This window comes from Pseudomonas sp. FW305-20, from assembly GCF_058788075.1.
This window is the reverse complement of sequence record NZ_JBYTAJ010000011.1, coordinates 140,156-155,470: the sequence shown is the minus strand read 5'-3', so window position 1 is coordinate 155,470 and position 15,315 is coordinate 140,156. Positions and strand designations below refer to the sequence as shown.

Genomic DNA, 15,315 nt, shown 5'->3' with positions numbered 1-15,315 from the left:
CTTTTTATGCCAGATCGTTATCCGCTTTTTTTGCATGATCTGTCATTTGGCCTGCATGCAGAATGCCTGTATTTTCCAGACTGTTTGAATCAAGACGACTTATTGATGAATCCTGAAAAACTTGAACTGTTGATTACCCGTGAAATGCCCTTCGGCAAATACAAGGGCCGGATCATTGCCGACCTCCCGGGCCAATACCTGAACTGGTTCGCTCGCGAAGGTTTCCCCCATGGTGAACTCGGCGGTTTGCTGGCCTTGATGCAAGAAATCGATCATAACGGCCTGTCGGAGTTGCTCGAGCCGCTGCGCGCCAAACATGGCAAACCCGCCCCTCGCCATTGACCCGACACCCAGACCTGGCCCCTGATTGAGTAGCCCATGCCCGATAACACTCGCCGCGCCCGTGATGAAGCCTTCTGGCGAACCTTTGCCGACCGATACGCGGTTGAACCCGGCCCGGTCAACCTCGAAAACGGGTACTTCGGGCGCATGTCGCGCACGGTGGTCGAGGAATACCAGCGCAACATCGAACTGATCAATCGCAGCAACTCGGTGTATGTGCGACAACGCTTCGAACAGGGCGAAAGCCTTGAGATCCGAGCACAGCTCGCCGATCTGGTGGGCGTACCCGCCGACACCGTCGCCCTCACCCGCAACGCTTCGGACGGTCTGCAATCGCTGATCCGCAACTACAACCGTCTGAGCCCGGGCGATCAGGTGCTGATAGGCGATCTGGAATACGACACGGTCAAAGGGGCCATGCGCTGGCTGGCTCGTCATCGCGGTGTCGAAGTGATCGAAATCGAACACTCGCACCCCGCCAGTTTCGACAGCTTGCTGGCCACTTACCGCGAAGCCTTCGTGCGTTATCCGCGACTCAAACTGATGGCCCTGACTCACGTCACTCACCGTACCGGGCTGGTGATGCCGGTGCAGGCCATTGCCGCCGCCGCCAAAGAACACGGCATCGACGTGATCCTTGACGGTGCCCATGCGCTCGGCCAGCTCCAGTTCAATCTTGACGATCTCGGCATCGCGTTCGCCGGTTTCAACCTACACAAATGGATCGGTGCGCCGCTGACCCTGGGCTTCATTTACATCGCCCCGGAACGCCTGGCCGACATCGACCCGGACATGGGCGAGATGCATTTCCCGGTCACCGACATTCGCGCCCGCACGCCGTACAGCACGCCCAACATCCCGGCGCTGCTGACCCTGCCGCTGGTGTTCGAGGAGCATCAGGCCATGGGCGGTTCCGCCGCCAAAGGTGCTCGGCTCAATTACCTGCGCAACCGCTGGGTGAGCGCGGTACGCGAGTTGCCGGGGATCGAAGTCATGACCCCGGACGACCCGCGACTGTATTGCGGCATCACTTCAATGCGCTTTACCCGGCATGCCGATCAACAGGTAATGGTCGAGCGGCTGCTCAAGGACTACAACCTGTTTACCGTGGCGCGCAGTGGTGCCGCGAGCGGTCCGTGCATTCGCATAACCCCGGGGCTTACCACCACGGCTGCAGACATGGATTTGCTGGCCCGGGCGCTGACCGAACTGCGCTGACGTCACACGGTGTGTTTGTCGAAGTCCTCGGGCTTGATCTGCGTCGACACCGCGAAGGTGTCGATGCCGATGGTCGTGTGCCCGAAGTAGCCGTCTATATTCGAGTCTCGACTCAGGGTGTGAACGTTCAAGGTCGACGCTTCGCCGCCCATGTTTTCATAGAAAAAGTCTTGATCGTTGGTCAGCGGCGAAACGGCTCGACCACGGTACTCCTTGGCGTTGAGTACCGAGCGCGAGGCGACTTCGGGAAAGTAGAGCTGACCGACCCAGGCAACATGCCGCTCTTCCAGGTAGTTGTTGCCTTCCATAATGCGTACCACGACGTGGATGTGCAGCGCTCGGCCGGCGTAGAACCCCGGATAGATCGTGGTAAACCGCACGATGCCGTTCTTGTCGGTAAATTGCCCGCCTCGCAGGTAAGTGTCGTCGTCGGTTCGCGGGATCGAGCCTATGTCGTCGACGTCGATTTCCGTGTCTGGATTGACCTTGCTCCAGCCCGAATACGCCCCGCGTGCGTTGCAATGCCAGATATCCACCAGCGCGTCAGTCACCGGTTGACCGGTCATGGCATCGACGATCGTCAGCCTCAGCACCAAGGGAATGCCATCCATCCCTTCGCTGATGTTTCGTCTGATCAGTTTCGCATTGCGGAAATAAGGACCGGCGATCTGTTCGGGTGAAAGCAGGTAAACCGCGGGTGCGGGTGAAATCGGAGTGTTGTCTTCCATGACGTTCTCTCTTCCATAAGAAGAACGCAGGTTAACGCTGGCCGAGCAGCGAGGTGCGGTAACTATGTATCGCATGATGTCGATCTGTAGCAGCTGCCGAAGGCTGCGTTCGGCTGCGCAGCAGTCGTAAAACCAGAGATTGCGGTACGTAGGCAGACCGCTTAAGCCGGATTTACGACTGCTACGTCCGATCGCGGCCCGAACCGAACGCAGCCTCGCTGGGGCTCGACAGCTGCTACAAAGAGCGAGTCGACAGCCAAGAGGGTTTTCATTGGGCAAAAAAAAACGGTGCACCGACCAAGCGCACCGTAAAGCCGTAGAACACACAACGAAGTGTTTGGTAAAAGCCGATCAGTCCAGCAGCGCCAGTGCCTCGGCGGTGCATTCCTGAATGCGGGCCCAGTCGCCGTTCTTGATCCACTCCGGATCAAGCATCCAGCTACCGCCCACGCACATCACGTTTTTCAACGCCATGTAGCTCTTGATGTTGGCCGGGCTGACGCCGCCAGTCGGGCAGAATTTCACTTCGCCAAACGGGCCGCCGAGGGCCTTGATAGCCGCGACGCCGCCGCTGACTTCCGCCGGGAACAACTTGAAGCGGCGATAACCCAGGCCGTAGCCTTCCATGATGCCGGAGGCGTTGCTGATGCCCGGCAACAGCGGAATCGGGCTGTTGACGCTGGCTTCGAGCAGGTCACGGGTGATGCCCGGCGTGACGATGAACTGCGAACCGGCCGCTTCGGCAGCCGCCAGCATGTTGCGATCGAGCACAGTGCCGGCACCGGTCACCAGTTCCGGACGCTGCTCACGCAGAATCTGGATAGCCTTGAGGCCGAACTGTGAGCGCAAGGTCACTTCCAGGGCTGTCAGGCCACCGGCCGCGAGGGCGTCGGCCAGCGGCAGGATGTCTTGCTCGCGAGCGATGGTAATCACCGGCAGGATCCGCGCCTTGGCGCAAAGACTGTCGATCAGGGCAACTTTGTCCGCCATGGAAACGGTCGGGGATGGGGTTGTCATAGCGGCTGTTCCTTGGCTCATGGGCACCAGTAAATCTCTAACGTAGGTTGCAGAAACGCGCGAATCGGCATGGCGGCGACATCGTCACCGGCCAATGCGGCACTCAGGGTGGTCAGCTTGGACTGACCGGAAATCGATAGAACGGTGTGCTTGGCCGACGCCAGCAGCGCACGGCTCATGGTCAAGCGCTGATGCGGCACGGTCGGCGCCAGCATCGGGTAGCAACGACGTGTGCCGTCGGCTTTCAAGGCGTCGGCCAGGTTCGGGCTGTTCGGGAACAGCGAGGCGGTGTGACCGTCGTCGCCCATGCCGAGTATCAGCACGTCGATCGGCGGCAATTCCGCGAGCAAACGATCCGCCTGCTCGGCCGCCTGTTCAAGGTTGGCCGTGGCGCTGTACAGACTCAGGAACTGAGCCTTGGCCGCCGGGCCTTGCAACAGATAACGCTTGAGCAGACCGGCATTGCTGTCGGCGTGTTCAACCGGTACCCAGCGCTCGTCGGCCAGGGTGACGACAACCTTGGACCAGTCCAGCGTCTGCTTGGCCAAGTGCTGGAAAAACGCCACCGGACTGCGTCCACCGGAAACCACCAGGGTCGCGGTGCCGCGCGCGTCAATCGCGTCACTCAGTTGCTTGGCCACATTCAGCGCCAGGCCTTCGGCCAGCAACACCGGGCTTTTGAACTTATGCGCGCTGACGCCCTGAGGCAGTTTCAATTCAGATATCGCCATACCACGACCTCCCATCCCGCGTGATCAGAGCAATGGAGCTCATCGGTCCCCAGGACCCGGCCGCGTACGGCTTGGGCGCATCACCGGATTTTTTCCACCCGGCGATCAACTGGTCGCACCACTTCCACGCGGCTTCGATTTCATCTTTACGGACAAACAGGTTCTGATTGCCGCGCATCACTTCCAGCAACAACCGCTCGTAGGCATCGGGAATCCGTGCGCTACGATAAGTGTCGGAAAAATTCAGCTGCAACGGACCGCTGCGCAGCTGCATACCCTTGTCCAGGCCTTGTTCTTTGGTCATCACGCGCAAGGAAATGCCTTCGTCCGGTTGCAGGCGGATAATCAGCTTGTTGCTGATTTGCAGACGCTGCTCGGGGGCGAAAATGTAGTGCGACGGTTCCTTGAAGTGGATGACGATCTGCGACAGCTTCTGCGGCATGCGCTTGCCGGTACGCAGGTAAAACGGCACGCCGGCCCAACGCCAGTTGCGGATATCGGCACGCAGCGCAACGAAGGTTTCGGTGTCGCTCTGGGTATTGGAGTTCGGCTCTTCCAGGTAACCGGGAACCGATTTGCCTTCGCTGTGACCGGCGATGTACTGACCGCGCACGACCTGAGTGGTCAGGCCTTCCGGGCTGATCGGCGCCAGCGCCTTGAGCACTTTGACTTTCTCGTCGCGGATGCTGTCGGCGGACAGGTCGGCGGGCGGGTCCATGGCGATCAGGCAGAGCAGTTGCAGCAGGTGATTCTGGATCATGTCCCGCAGCTGGCCGGCCTTGTCGAAATAACCCCAGCGACCTTCGATCCCGACCTTCTCCGCCACGGTGATTTCCACGTGGGAGATGTAATTCTGGTTCCACTGGGTTTCGAACAGACTGTTGGCGAAACGCAGGGCGATCAGGTTCTGGACGGTTTCTTTGCCCAGGTAGTGGTCGATGCGGTAGGTGCGGTTCTCCGGGAAGAACTGCGCCACGGCGTCGTTGACCTTGCGCGAGGATTCCAGGTCCGAACCGATGGGTTTTTCCAGCACCACACGGGTGTTTTCGGTCAGGCCGACCTTCGACAGGTTCTCGCAGATCGCGCCATAAACGGCGGCCGGTGTGGCGAAGTAGGCAATCACCCGCTGGGCGCTGCCAGCCATCTCGGCCAGGGCGACATAATCGTCAGCCTTGAGGAAGTCGACGTGCAAGTAACTCAGGCGGGCCAGGAAGCGTTCGACCACGGCCTCGTCGAGCTCTTTGGCGCCGACGTAGCGGCGCAGTTCGGAGGCGATGAACGCCAAATGCTGCTGCTCGCTGCCCGGCTCACGGGCCAGCGCGATAATTCGCGTGTCCTCGTGCAAGAGGCCTGCGCCATCGAGCTGATAAAGGGCAGGAAACAGCTTGCGCAAGGCCAGATCGCCGAGGGCGCCGAACAAGGCAAAGGTGCACGGTTCAACCGTAATCGAAGGCATGATGTTTGTTCTTTTATCAAGTTAAGCTACAAATACCTTTTTTCAAGGCATCACTCAAGGGAAAATGTAGTAATAACCACAACATTTTCGCAAAATACAGATTCCGAGTGGTGGTCGGTCGGAGCCATCAGTAGGATAGGCCACCGTTACGGGCCCGATCAAAGTCCCAATTTGCATAGCCGGGGCCCTTATTTGCATTGCTCTCATGTTTGCGGAGCTAAGGAACATATATGGACCGCGTGCGAAATTTACTGGAACAGATCCAGAATCGCCTTGAAGACCTGAACAAGGCAGAACGCAAAGTCGCCGAAGTCATCCTGCTCAACCCAGAGCAGGCCACCCGGTTCAGCATCGCCGCCCTCGCCCAGGCCTCAAAAGTCAGCGAGCCGACGGTCAACCGTTTCTGCCGTTCGTTTGGCGTCAGCGGCTACCCGGAACTCAAGCTGCAATTGGCCCAGAGCCTGGCCAGTGGTGCCGCGTATGTCAGCCGTGCGGTGGAGGCCGACGACAATCCCGAGGCCTATACCAAAAAGATTTTCGGCAGCGCCATCGCCTCGCTGGACAGTGCGTTGCAGGCGCTTGACCCGAACCTGATCAGCCGCGCCGTCGACCTGTTGATCCAGGCCCGGCAGATCCACTTCTTCGGCCTCGGCGCCTCGGCCCCGGTGGCGCTGGATGCGCAGCACAAGTTCTTCCGCTTCAACCTGGCGGTCACCGCCCACGCAGACGTGCTGATGCAGCGCATGATTGCGTCGGTGGCGCACACCGGCGAGTTGTTCGTGATCATTTCCTACACCGGCCGCACCCGCGAACTGGTGGAAGTGGCGCGTATTGCCCGGGAAAACGGTGCTTCGGTATTGGGCCTGACGGCCGAGGGTTCGCCACTGGCCAAGGCCAGCACGTTGAGCCTGAATATTCCGCTGCCGGAAGACACCGACATCTATATGCCGATGACGTCGCGGATCATTCAGCTGACCGTGCTGGATGTGCTCGCCACCGGCATGACCTTGCGCCGAGGCGTGGATTTCCAGCCGCATTTGCGCAAGATCAAGGAAAGCCTGAATGCCAGTCGGTATCCGATTGGGGATGAATTCAACTAGCTTACTGATCGTTCCCACGCTCTGCGTGGGAATGCCTCTAGGGACGCTCCGCGTCCAGTGACGCGGAGCGTCACGGGCTGCATTCCCACGCAGAGCGTGGGAACGATCATCACGCCCCAACCCGCGCCTGCAAACTCAAATGCGCCCTCTCCCCCGGCGCCAGGCTCAAGCTATCGGTCCCGCCACTCGCCGCTTCAACGCACACAAACTCGGAAATCTCATTCCAGCTCACGCCCAGCAACGGTCGCGAGCCCGGATGCCAAACCACCGTGTCCGCACTGTTGCCGGTATCGATGCACAACTCGCGCTGCCAGGCGTGGTCCTTGAGCTGTAATTCACCGTCATGCTGGAACACCCGCTGACAGCCACCCTCTACCCGCAATTCGCCTTCCTGATGACAAATCTGCCGATTCAACTGGTCGTAACCCTGGGCCCCGTCCAGGCCAGACAGCGCTACCTCGCCGACGTCGCCAATACGCCAATACGCATGCAACGCCTGACTCAATTGGCACGGCAGGCTGTCCTGATGCTCGGTGCTCAGGCGCAAATCCATGCGTTCACCCAAGTGCGCGTGCAAGTCCACTTGCCAGTCGCACAGCTGTAACTGCCAGTGCAGGTGCACGCCATCATCATCACTGCTGCTGTCCAGCAGCTTCCAGTCGATCAACCGTGCCCAACCATGGGAAGGCCAGGCGTTTTCGCTCGGATGACGGCCATACCACGGCCAGCACACCGGAACGCCACCACGAATCGCACCGACCTGCGGCCACTTCGCGGCGCACCAGAGCCAGGGTTTCTGGCCCTTTGGCTGGAAGTGCAGCAATTGCGCACCCTGGCGACTGAACACCGCCTGACACAGCGGATGGTCGATCACCAGCACGTCGCGCTTCTGATAGCGCTCCCACGCAAACACCGGACGTTCGCGCAAGGATTTGAAGAAGCGTTGTAGCGGATGCTCATGCATGTGCCACGGTCCTGAAAATCATGGGTGTACTCACCATCTCTGAAAACAACAGCGCTTTTGTAGCCAGTGAATGTCTCTGTGGCGAGGGAGCTTGCTCCCGCTGGGCTGCGAAGCTGCCCTAAAACCATTCACTGCGGTGCTTCAGGCAAACCGCATTCGCCGCGTTTACGACTGCTTCGCAGCCGAGCGGGAGCAAGCTCCCTCGCCACGATGCTTTCGCCAGCCGCCTGGCGGATCAGCCCCAAAAAAAAGCGGACAGCCATGGCTGTCCGCAAAAATGCGCACATAGAGAGGAGCTTATCGCAACAGCGTTAGAACACCGACTGAATTTTCAGGCCGGCGACCAGCGCGTTGTCCACTTCATCAACACCACCCGGGTGAGTGATGTATTGCAGGTTAGGACGCACGGTCAGCCAGTTGGTAACGTGGAAGCCGTAGTTGATCTCGTAGTTGTACTCGGTGCTACGCAGCGGCGAGAACAGCGGATCTTGGTAGTCGGTGACGCCATTGGCGGCGTTGACCAGCTCGGCGTTTTTCTTCACGTCATCGTTGACATGGATACGGGCGAAACCGATACCCATGTCATCTTTCGGACGTGCATCGAACGGGCCTTTGTACACAAACATCAGCGACTGATAGTTGTCGACGAAGTTGGTGTCCTTGTCGTGGAAAGTGGCGTTGGCTGCGATGTTCAGACCGCGGGACGCGTCACCGTTGTGGCTGGTGAGTTGTTGCTGCGCCACGAACCAGTAGCCGTGTTTGCTATCGTGGCTGCGATAGGCGTTACCGCTGGTGGCTGCATCATTGCCGTCGGCATCCTTGCGGACGTCATCGGCGTTGGCCGTGCTTTTGTAGTAACCGACACGGTATTCGCCCGGCAGGTTGCCAGGGTTCGGCAACCAGACCAGTTCGACCGGCAAGACGGTGCCCTTGGTACCACTGCCGCTCAGCTTGAAGCCGTTACCATGCTCCAGTTGCGACGGGTTCTGGTTGTACGCGCCGATCTGCGCATAGAACTCAGGCGAAATGTTGTACTTCACGCGGACCGCAGCCTGCATGACCGGCCAGTTGTACCAGATGTTGGTTGCCCAGTTACCCGCCTGGGAACCGCAGAACGCCAGGTTCTGGAACTCGCACGGGAAGGTGTTGAAGTCTTCGCCTTCGCCGAAGTAACCGGCCTTGACGTCCAGTTTGCCGTCGAGGAACTGGTGTTTGATCCACAGTTGGGTCAGGCGGACCATATGGCCGCGGCCGTAGACTTCCTGGGACGAACTCAAGGTGCCGGCACGCGGGTCGCCGACGCGGTCATTGGAAATGTTCTCACCGTTACGGTTGGTGAGCTGGATCTTGGCCTGGGTGTTATCCCAGCCCCACAGTTTTTGCAGGTCCAGCGCCACGCCCAGACCAAACTGGTCGGCGTAACGCGCAGTCTTGTCGTCGTTGTAGCCGCCGTGGAGGTTGGCGCCCACTTCACCGACGTAGTCCATCTTGATGTCGATACCCTGCTCGATCAGCCTGGTCCGCTCGCCACCCCAATCACCGGTCATCCATTCGGAATCGGCGCTGAACGCGTCAGCCGCATGTACGCTGCCGGCCAACATCATTGCCGCAACGGCTGACAACTGGCAGATAAGCTGAGCGTTGTTGTTCTTCTTCATCCCTACATCCTCGTTTTATTGTTATTAACTGTTTTTATCTAACGCGGTGACATCGGTTACGACGGACTACAGACCACCCGCCATGGATTTCCCCCCTGTGGGAGCGAGCCTGCTCGCGATAGCGGTGTATCAGTCGACATCGATGCTGAATGTCAGTCCGTCATCGCGAGCAGGCTCACTCCCACATTTTTTGATCTTTATCTGCCTTTGAACTGGGCGACGTTGGCGCTGTGAGCTTCGGTTTTTGGCAGGCCGGCCACCCCCAGGCGTTCACCGGTCTTGGCATCGAACAACAGCACTTTCGATGGATCGAATTGCAGGGTCAGGGTCTCGCCCACGGCCGGTGCAACGTCCGGCGCCAGACGGCAGCAGACTTTGGTGTCGTTGAGATTGACGAACACCAGGGTGTCGGGACCGGTTGGCTCGGTGACCTGGACTTCGGCACGAATGGTCGGCAAACCATTGGGCTCACTGCCGGCCAAAACGATCTGCTCCGGGCGCATGCCGAGGATCACTTCGCGGTCTTCGAGACCGGCGTCCTGCATGCCCAGCGGCAATTCGCAGCGCGCCTGACCGCTGTCGAGCAGCGCCACCAGACGACCTTCCTTGCGCTGCAAGCGCAGGGGGATGAAGTTCATCGGCGGCGAACCGATGAAGCTCGCCACGAACAGGTTGGCCGGGTTGTTGTAGATGTCTTTGGGCGTGCCGAACTGCTGGATGATCCCGTCCTTCATCACCGCCACTTTGTCGCCCAGGGTCATGGCTTCGATCTGGTCGTGGGTCACGTAGACCGTGGTGGTTTTCAGGCGCTGGTGCATCAGTTTCATTTCGGTGCGCATCTCGACGCGCAGCTTGGCGTCGAGGTTGGACAGCGGTTCGTCGAACAGGTAAATCTTCGGCCGCCGCGCCAGCGCCCGGCCCATTGCCACGCGCTGTTGCTGACCACCAGAGAGCTGGCCGGGTTTGCGGGCGAGCAAATGTTCGATCTGCAACAGCTTGGCCACACGAGCGACTTCTTCGTCGATTTCGGTGGCAGGCATTTTGCGAATCTTCAAGCCGAACGCGATGTTGTCGCGCACGCTCATCGTCGGGTACAGCGCGTAGGACTGGAACACCATGGCGATGTCGCGATCTTTGGGGCTCATGCCGCTGATGTCGGCGTCGTCCACCAGGATTGCGCCGCCGCTGATGTTTTCCAGACCGGCGATGCAGTTCATCAGCGTGGACTTACCACAGCCCGATGGACCGACGAGGATCAGGAACTCACCGTCATTGATCTTCAGTTCGATGTTTTTCAGGGTGTCCGGCAAACCGGCACCGTAAGTCTTGTTGACGTTGCGTAATTCGAGAGTTGCCATGTTCTACCCCTTGACCGCGCCGGACGTCAGCCCACGCAGGAAATACTTGCCAGCGAATATGTAGACCAGCAGTGTCGGCAGCCCGGCGATCATCGCGGCGGCCATATCAACGTTGTATTCCTTGGCCCCGGTGCTGGTGTTGACCAGGTTGTTCAGGGCCACGGTAATCGGCTGTGCATCGCCACTGGCGAAGACCACGCCGAACAGGAAGTCATTCCAGATCTGGGTGAACTGCCAGATCAGGCAGACCATCACGATCGGGATCGACATCGGCAGCAGGATCTTCCAGAAAATCGTGAAGAAGCCCGCGCCATCCAGCCGCGCCGCCTTGACCAGCGCATCCGGAATGCTCACGTAGTAGTTGCGGAAGAACAGCGTGGTGAACGCCAGGCCGTAAACCACATGCACCAGCACCAGGCCGGTGGTGGTGTTGGCCAGGCCGATCTTGCCGAGGGTGAACGACGCTGGCAGCAGCACGGTCTGGAACGGCAGGAAGCAGCCGAACAACAACAGGCCGAAAAACAGTTGCGAACCGCGGAAGCGCCACATCGACAGCACATAACCGTTCATGGCACCGATGAACGTGGAGATCAGAACCGCCGGCACAGTGATTTTCACCGAGTTCCAGAAGTAGCTGCCGACACTGTCCCAGGCCTTGATCCAGCCGATGCCGTCAATCACTTGCGGCCAGCTCAGCAGGTTGCCGGTGCGGATGTCTTCCGGGGATTTGAAACTGGTCAGCAGCATCACCACCAGCGGGACCAGATAGATCGCCGCGGCCAGCAACAGAGTTGCGTAGATCGCGATGCGGCTGAAGCTGATGCCCGGTTTGCCAAGTTGATTACTCATGGCGTTTGCCTCGCAATTCGGAGTACAGGTACGGCACCAGAATCGCCAGGATCGCGCCGAGCATCATCATGGCGCTCGCCGAACCAATGCCCATCTGGCCACGGCTGAAAGTGAAGGAGTACATGAACATCGCCGGCAGGTCGGACGAGTAGCCCGGGCCACCCGCGGTCATTGCCGCCACCAGGTCGAAGCTCTTGATCGCGATGTGCGCGAGGATCATGAAGGCGCTGAAGAACACCGGGCGCAGGCTCGGCAATACGATCTTCAGGTAGATGGTCGGCAGGCTCGCTCCGTCGACTTGCGCAGCTCGGATGATCGATTGATCGACACCCCGCAGGCCGGCCAGGAACATCGCCATTACAAACCCGGAGGCTTGCCAAACGGCGGCGATCACCAGGCAATACACCACGCGATCCTGATCCACCAGCCAGTCGAGACGAAAGCCTTCCCAGCCCCAGTCACGCAGCATCTTGTCCAGGCCCAGGCCTGGGTTGAGCAGCCATTTCCACGCGGTACCGGTGACGATCATCGAGAGCGCCATCGGGTACAGGTAAACGGTGCGGATGAAGCCTTCCTTGCGAATGCGCTGATCCAGCAGCACCGCGAGGAACACCCCCAGCACCAGGCTGATGCCGATGAACATGCCGCCGAACACCGCGAGGTTCTTGCTCGCGACCCACCAGCGATCGTTGTCCATCAGGCGGATGTATTGCTGCAGGCCGACCCATTTGTAGCTCGGCATGAAGCTCGAATTGGTGAAGGACAGAACGAATGTCCAGATGATGTAACCGTAAAAACCAACCAGGACGATCAGCATGCTTGGCGCCAAAACCAGCTTGGGAAGCCAGCGCTGCAATGCGTCGAACGGTGAGGCTTTGCTGAAAACCGCCACAGAGCTCATCGGGATAATCCAGGTGAAGAGGAAAGAAATCGGCACGGCGATCCCTTGTAGGAGTGAGCCTGCTCGCGATAGCGGTGTATCCGTCGACATCCATGTTGAATGTCAGTCAGCTATCGCGAGCAAGCCCGCTCCCACACAGGGTCACGCGGCGTCAGGGATTACTGGGCGGCTTTGACGGCCGATGCCAGTTGGGCGCTGGCCTTGGCCGGGTCAGCGTTCTTGTCGTTCATGAAGTTGGTGACCACATCGAAGATCGCGCCCTGCACAGCCAGGGAAGTGGCCATGTTGTGCGCCATGCTCGGTTGCAGGCCGCCCGTCTTCTCGTCTGCAAGGAAATCCTTGGCGGACGCTTGAGCGCAAGAATCGAAGCCCAGCGTGCTCATGTCGTTAAGCATGTCGGTGCGCACCGGGATCGAGCCTTTGTTGATGCTGAAGACTTTCTGGAAGTCTTTACCCAGCGCGACCTTGGCCAGATCCTGCTGAGCGGCGATGTCGCCTTTGCGATCGGCCTTGAGCTTGAACACAGCCATCGAGTCGATGTTGTAGGTGAAGGCTTTTTCGGTGCCCGGGAATGGCACGCACTGATAGTCCTTGCCGGCTACTTTATTGGCAGCGGTCCATTCGCTCTTCGCCCAGTCGCCCATCATCTGCATGCCGGCCTTGCCGTTGATGACGTCGGCGGCAGCGATGTTCCAGTCACGACCGGCGCGGTTCGGGTCCATGTAGCCGGTGAGTTTTTTCAGCTCGGTGAACGACTTGGTCATCTCGGCGCCCGAGAGGGTTTTCTGATCCAGGTCTACCAGGGCTTTCTTGTAACCGTCGGCGCCCATGACCGAGAGCACCACGTCTTCAAACACGGTGCTGTCCTGCCAAGGCTGGCCACCGTGGGCAAGCGCGATGAAGCCTGCGGCTTTGAGCTTGTCGCCAGCGGCATAGAATTCTTCGAGGGTGGTCGGGGCTTTTTCGATCCCGGCTTTCTTGAAGACTTCCGGGTTGATCCACAGCCAGTTGACGCGGTGAATGTTCACCGGCACGGCGACGTAGTCACCTTCGTACTTGACGGTGTCGGAGACTTTTTTCGACAGCAGGCCATCCCAGCCTTCGGACTTGGCAACGTCTTTGAGGGTGTCGGTGCTGAGCAGGCCAGTGCTGCCCCACTCCTGGATGTCCGGACCTTTGATCTGGGCAACGCCCGGCGGGTTACCGGCGACGGCGCGGCTTTTGAGTACGGTCATGGCAGTGGAACCGCCGCCACCGGCGACTGCGCCGTCCTTCCAGGTAAAGCCGTCTTTTTCGACTTGAGCCTTCAGGACATCGACCGCGGCCTTTTCACCACCAGAGGTCCACCAGTGAACGACTTCCACCGAACCTTTGGAATCGGCGGCAAGCGCACTCAGCGGGAATGCAGACAGGGGAAGCAGTGACGCGAGAGAAATGACAGTAGCGAGGCGAGAAATCGCATTCATCTAGTATTACCTTTCTTGTTGTTATGCATGCAAGTCTGGTGCTTGCGCTGCATAGGATTCTAAACAGGGGATGCCCCTTCGCAGGTAACGAAGGGACGTTCGAATGTCACCACATGGTTACACAGGAGCGCTCTGGGATAACTGTGCCAGGGCAGTCGCCAAGCTTGGCGCCAGAGGCAATCGCGGGATCAACACGGCTTGCCAGGCGTGATAAAGATCGGGTTTACCGGCCCAGATATCGGCGCTCGGGCGGTTCTGCGGATCGAGTTCGTGGTACCAGCTGCCGCTTTCGCGGTCGATGAAATGGCTGTCGCAGAATTCCCAGAAAAGTCGGTACCAGCGTTCGTATTGCGCATCGCCTGTGCGTTTTAGCAGCGCGCTGGCGGCGGCGCTGGCTTCGCAATGGGTCCAGTGCAGGCGATGGCGAACCACGGCGCGATTGTCCCAGTCGAGGGTGTAGACAATCCCGGGCGCCCCGTCGACATCCCAGCCGTGACGGCAGTTGTGGTCGAAGAGTTTTTGCGCGTCGCCGGCGAGCCAGCCTGGCGTGAGCATCCCGGCCTTAACCCGCGCCGCTTCGAGATGCAGCATCAACCGCGCCCATTCGAAACCGTGGCCTGGCGTGGTGCCGTAGGGGCGAAAACCATCGGCCGGGTTGTCGTGGTTGTATTCGCGCAAGGGTTGCCAGTCGCGGTCGAAATGCTCGACCACCAAGTAATCGTTGGCAGCGGCGTGACCGTGGATCACCCGCTCGACGATGCGCTGGGCGCGGACCAGCCAGCGGTTATCGTCGGTGACATCGGCCAGCGCGAGAAAGGCTTCGGTGGCGTGCATGTTGCTGTTGGCGCCGCGATAGCTTTCCTCTTCACTCCAGTCGCGGTTGAAGGATTCGCGCATCGCGCCCTCCTCCTCGCTCCAGAAATGCGTGTCGATGATGTCGATGGCATCGTCGAGCAAGGCCTGCGCGCCGGGACGCTGAGCGACCACCGCAGAACTGGCGGCCAGCGCGACGAAGGCGTGCAGGTAAGCGGCTTTATCGGTGTTGCCGTCGCGATGCTCGGGAGCAGCGAACCAGCCGCCGTGTTCGGCGTCACGCAATGGGCCGCTGAGGGCTTTGACGCCGTGATCCACCAGCTCGGCGAAACCCGGCAAGCCCTGGATGTGGGCCATGGCGAAGCTGTGGGTCATGCGCGCGGTGTTCATGGTTTCGGCGTGGGCGTTGGCCGCAAGGCAGCCCTTTTCATCAAGATTGCCGAAACCTTCGGCAAGCTTCGAAGCCTTGGCAAACGCCAGCAGCCGCAGGCCTTCGGCGGCGAGCCATTGCTGATGCGCGGGGGCGTTCAGCCAACTGCTGAAAGCGGGTTGGAAGATGTCCATGGGGCTGCCTTTTTTTGTTGTTATGACTGGGAGCAGTCTAAACAACGGGCGGTGGCGGGCTTGTAACGAAGGGGGCGAGTTATGTCACCGGGCTGTGACATTGACCGAGATATTGGGGTGAGCGATTACTTGTGGCGAGGGGGCTTGCCC

General features: G+C 59.7%; 14 protein-coding genes. 3 read left to right on the top strand and 11 right to left on the bottom strand.

Translation table 11 applies throughout. The features are described 5' to 3' along the window. Positions 1-105: 105 nt before the first annotated feature. Positions 106-342: a DUF3820 family protein gene (locus tag AC3WP4_RS12485; protein ID WP_007949456.1), complete on the top strand. Its 237-nt coding sequence runs from the start codon at positions 106-108 to the stop codon at positions 340-342. 36 nt (positions 343-378) lie between these two features. Continuing rightward, the gene (locus AC3WP4_RS12480) at positions 379-1,560 is read left to right on the top strand and encodes an aminotransferase class V-fold PLP-dependent enzyme (RefSeq protein ID WP_102616730.1); all 1,182 of its coding nucleotides are present in this window, start codon (positions 379-381) and stop codon (positions 1,558-1,560) included. A 2-nt stretch (positions 1,561-1,562) separates the two neighbouring features. On the opposite strand, the gene AC3WP4_RS12475 is transcribed toward AC3WP4_RS12480, so the two are convergent. The 4 genes from AC3WP4_RS12475 to zwf all read right to left on the bottom strand — a co-directional run bounded on the left by AC3WP4_RS12475 (position 1,563) and on the right by zwf (position 5,492). Further along, a complete protein-coding gene (locus tag AC3WP4_RS12475) occupies positions 1,563-2,288 on the bottom strand; it encodes an intradiol ring-cleavage dioxygenase (protein ID WP_074879369.1) in 726 nt (241 codons plus the stop codon). A gap of 351 nt (positions 2,289-2,639) precedes the next feature. Further along, on the bottom strand, positions 2,640-3,305 hold the full coding sequence (locus tag AC3WP4_RS12470) for a bifunctional 4-hydroxy-2-oxoglutarate aldolase/2-dehydro-3-deoxy-phosphogluconate aldolase (RefSeq protein WP_008151112.1): 666 nt from the start codon (positions 3,303-3,305) through the stop codon (positions 2,640-2,642). A 17-nt stretch (positions 3,306-3,322) separates the two neighbouring features. Further along, positions 3,323-4,036, bottom strand: a complete 714-nt coding sequence (gene pgl, locus AC3WP4_RS12465; RefSeq protein ID WP_074879372.1) for a 6-phosphogluconolactonase — start codon at positions 4,034-4,036, stop codon at positions 3,323-3,325. Beyond that, entirely contained in the window at positions 4,023-5,492 is a 1,470-nt protein-coding gene (gene zwf, locus AC3WP4_RS12460) for a glucose-6-phosphate dehydrogenase (RefSeq protein ID WP_074879375.1), read from the bottom strand. The genes pgl and zwf overlap by 14 nt, the downstream gene beginning before the upstream one ends. 239 nt (positions 5,493-5,731) lie before the next feature. Between zwf and AC3WP4_RS12455 the strand changes: the two genes are divergently transcribed. Then, the gene (locus tag AC3WP4_RS12455) at positions 5,732-6,592 is read left to right on the top strand and encodes a MurR/RpiR family transcriptional regulator (protein WP_173667542.1); all 861 of its coding nucleotides are present in this window, start codon (positions 5,732-5,734) and stop codon (positions 6,590-6,592) included. Positions 6,593-6,701: 109 nt separating this feature from the next. Here the strand turns inward: AC3WP4_RS12455 and AC3WP4_RS12450 are convergent, their stop codons facing one another. The 7 genes from AC3WP4_RS12450 to AC3WP4_RS12420 all read right to left on the bottom strand — a co-directional run bounded on the left by AC3WP4_RS12450 (position 6,702) and on the right by AC3WP4_RS12420 (position 15,165). Continuing rightward, on the bottom strand, positions 6,702-7,556 hold the full coding sequence (locus AC3WP4_RS12450; RefSeq protein ID WP_102616687.1) for a D-hexose-6-phosphate mutarotase: 855 nt from the start codon (positions 7,554-7,556) through the stop codon (positions 6,702-6,704). A gap of 311 nt (positions 7,557-7,867) precedes the next feature. After that, entirely contained in the window at positions 7,868-9,214 is a 1,347-nt protein-coding gene (locus AC3WP4_RS12445) for a carbohydrate porin (RefSeq protein ID WP_074879383.1), read from the bottom strand. 197 nt (positions 9,215-9,411) lie between these two features. Next, a complete protein-coding gene (locus AC3WP4_RS12440) occupies positions 9,412-10,572 on the bottom strand; it encodes an ABC transporter ATP-binding protein (RefSeq protein WP_102616686.1) in 1,161 nt (386 codons plus the stop codon). Positions 10,573-10,575: 3 nt separating this feature from the next. Beyond that, a complete protein-coding gene (locus AC3WP4_RS12435) occupies positions 10,576-11,421 on the bottom strand; it encodes a carbohydrate ABC transporter permease (RefSeq protein WP_102616685.1) in 846 nt (281 codons plus the stop codon). Beyond that, entirely contained in the window at positions 11,414-12,322 is a 909-nt protein-coding gene (locus tag AC3WP4_RS12430; protein ID WP_007902369.1) for a carbohydrate ABC transporter permease, read from the bottom strand. The genes AC3WP4_RS12435 and AC3WP4_RS12430 overlap by 8 nt, the downstream gene beginning before the upstream one ends. Before the next feature lie 158 nt (positions 12,323-12,480). Beyond that, entirely contained in the window at positions 12,481-13,788 is a 1,308-nt protein-coding gene (locus AC3WP4_RS12425; RefSeq protein ID WP_102616684.1) for an ABC transporter substrate-binding protein, read from the bottom strand. Between the two features lie 117 nt (positions 13,789-13,905). Beyond that, positions 13,906-15,165 (bottom strand): D-mannose isomerase, encoded by a 1,260-nt coding sequence (locus AC3WP4_RS12420; protein WP_102616683.1) that lies wholly within the window; start codon positions 15,163-15,165, stop codon positions 13,906-13,908. Between the last annotated feature and the right edge of the window lie 150 nt (positions 15,166-15,315).

What these genes read in the sequence shown, in the direction of transcription:
- AC3WP4_RS12485 (WP_007949456.1), top strand. Translation starts at nt 106, where the DNA reads ATGAATCCTGAAAAACTTGAACTGTTGATTACCCGTGAAATGCCCTTC.
- AC3WP4_RS12480 (WP_102616730.1), top strand. Translation starts at nt 379, where the DNA reads ATGCCCGATAACACTCGCCGCGCCCGTGATGAAGCCTTCTGGCGAACC.
- AC3WP4_RS12475 (WP_074879369.1), bottom strand. Translation starts at nt 2,288, where the DNA reads ATGGAAGACAACACTCCGATTTCACCCGCACCCGCGGTTTACCTGCTT.
- AC3WP4_RS12470 (WP_008151112.1), bottom strand. Translation starts at nt 3,305, where the DNA reads ATGACAACCCCATCCCCGACCGTTTCCATGGCGGACAAAGTTGCCCTG.
- pgl (WP_074879372.1), bottom strand. Translation starts at nt 4,036, where the DNA reads ATGGCGATATCTGAATTGAAACTGCCTCAGGGCGTCAGCGCGCATAAG.
- zwf (WP_074879375.1), bottom strand. Translation starts at nt 5,492, where the DNA reads ATGCCTTCGATTACGGTTGAACCGTGCACCTTTGCCTTGTTCGGCGCC.
- AC3WP4_RS12450 (WP_102616687.1), bottom strand. Translation starts at nt 7,556, where the DNA reads ATGCATGAGCATCCGCTACAACGCTTCTTCAAATCCTTGCGCGAACGT.
- AC3WP4_RS12445 (WP_074879383.1), bottom strand. Translation starts at nt 9,214, where the DNA reads ATGAAGAAGAACAACAACGCTCAGCTTATCTGCCAGTTGTCAGCCGTT.
- AC3WP4_RS12440 (WP_102616686.1), bottom strand. Translation starts at nt 10,572, where the DNA reads ATGGCAACTCTCGAATTACGCAACGTCAACAAGACTTACGGTGCCGGT.
- AC3WP4_RS12435 (WP_102616685.1), bottom strand. Translation starts at nt 11,421, where the DNA reads ATGAGTAATCAACTTGGCAAACCGGGCATCAGCTTCAGCCGCATCGCG.
- AC3WP4_RS12430 (WP_007902369.1), bottom strand. Translation starts at nt 12,322, where the DNA reads ATGAGCTCTGTGGCGGTTTTCAGCAAAGCCTCACCGTTCGACGCATTG.
- AC3WP4_RS12425 (WP_102616684.1), bottom strand. Translation starts at nt 13,788, where the DNA reads ATGAATGCGATTTCTCGCCTCGCTACTGTCATTTCTCTCGCGTCACTG.
- AC3WP4_RS12420 (WP_102616683.1), bottom strand. Translation starts at nt 15,165, where the DNA reads ATGGACATCTTCCAACCCGCTTTCAGCAGTTGGCTGAACGCCCCCGCG.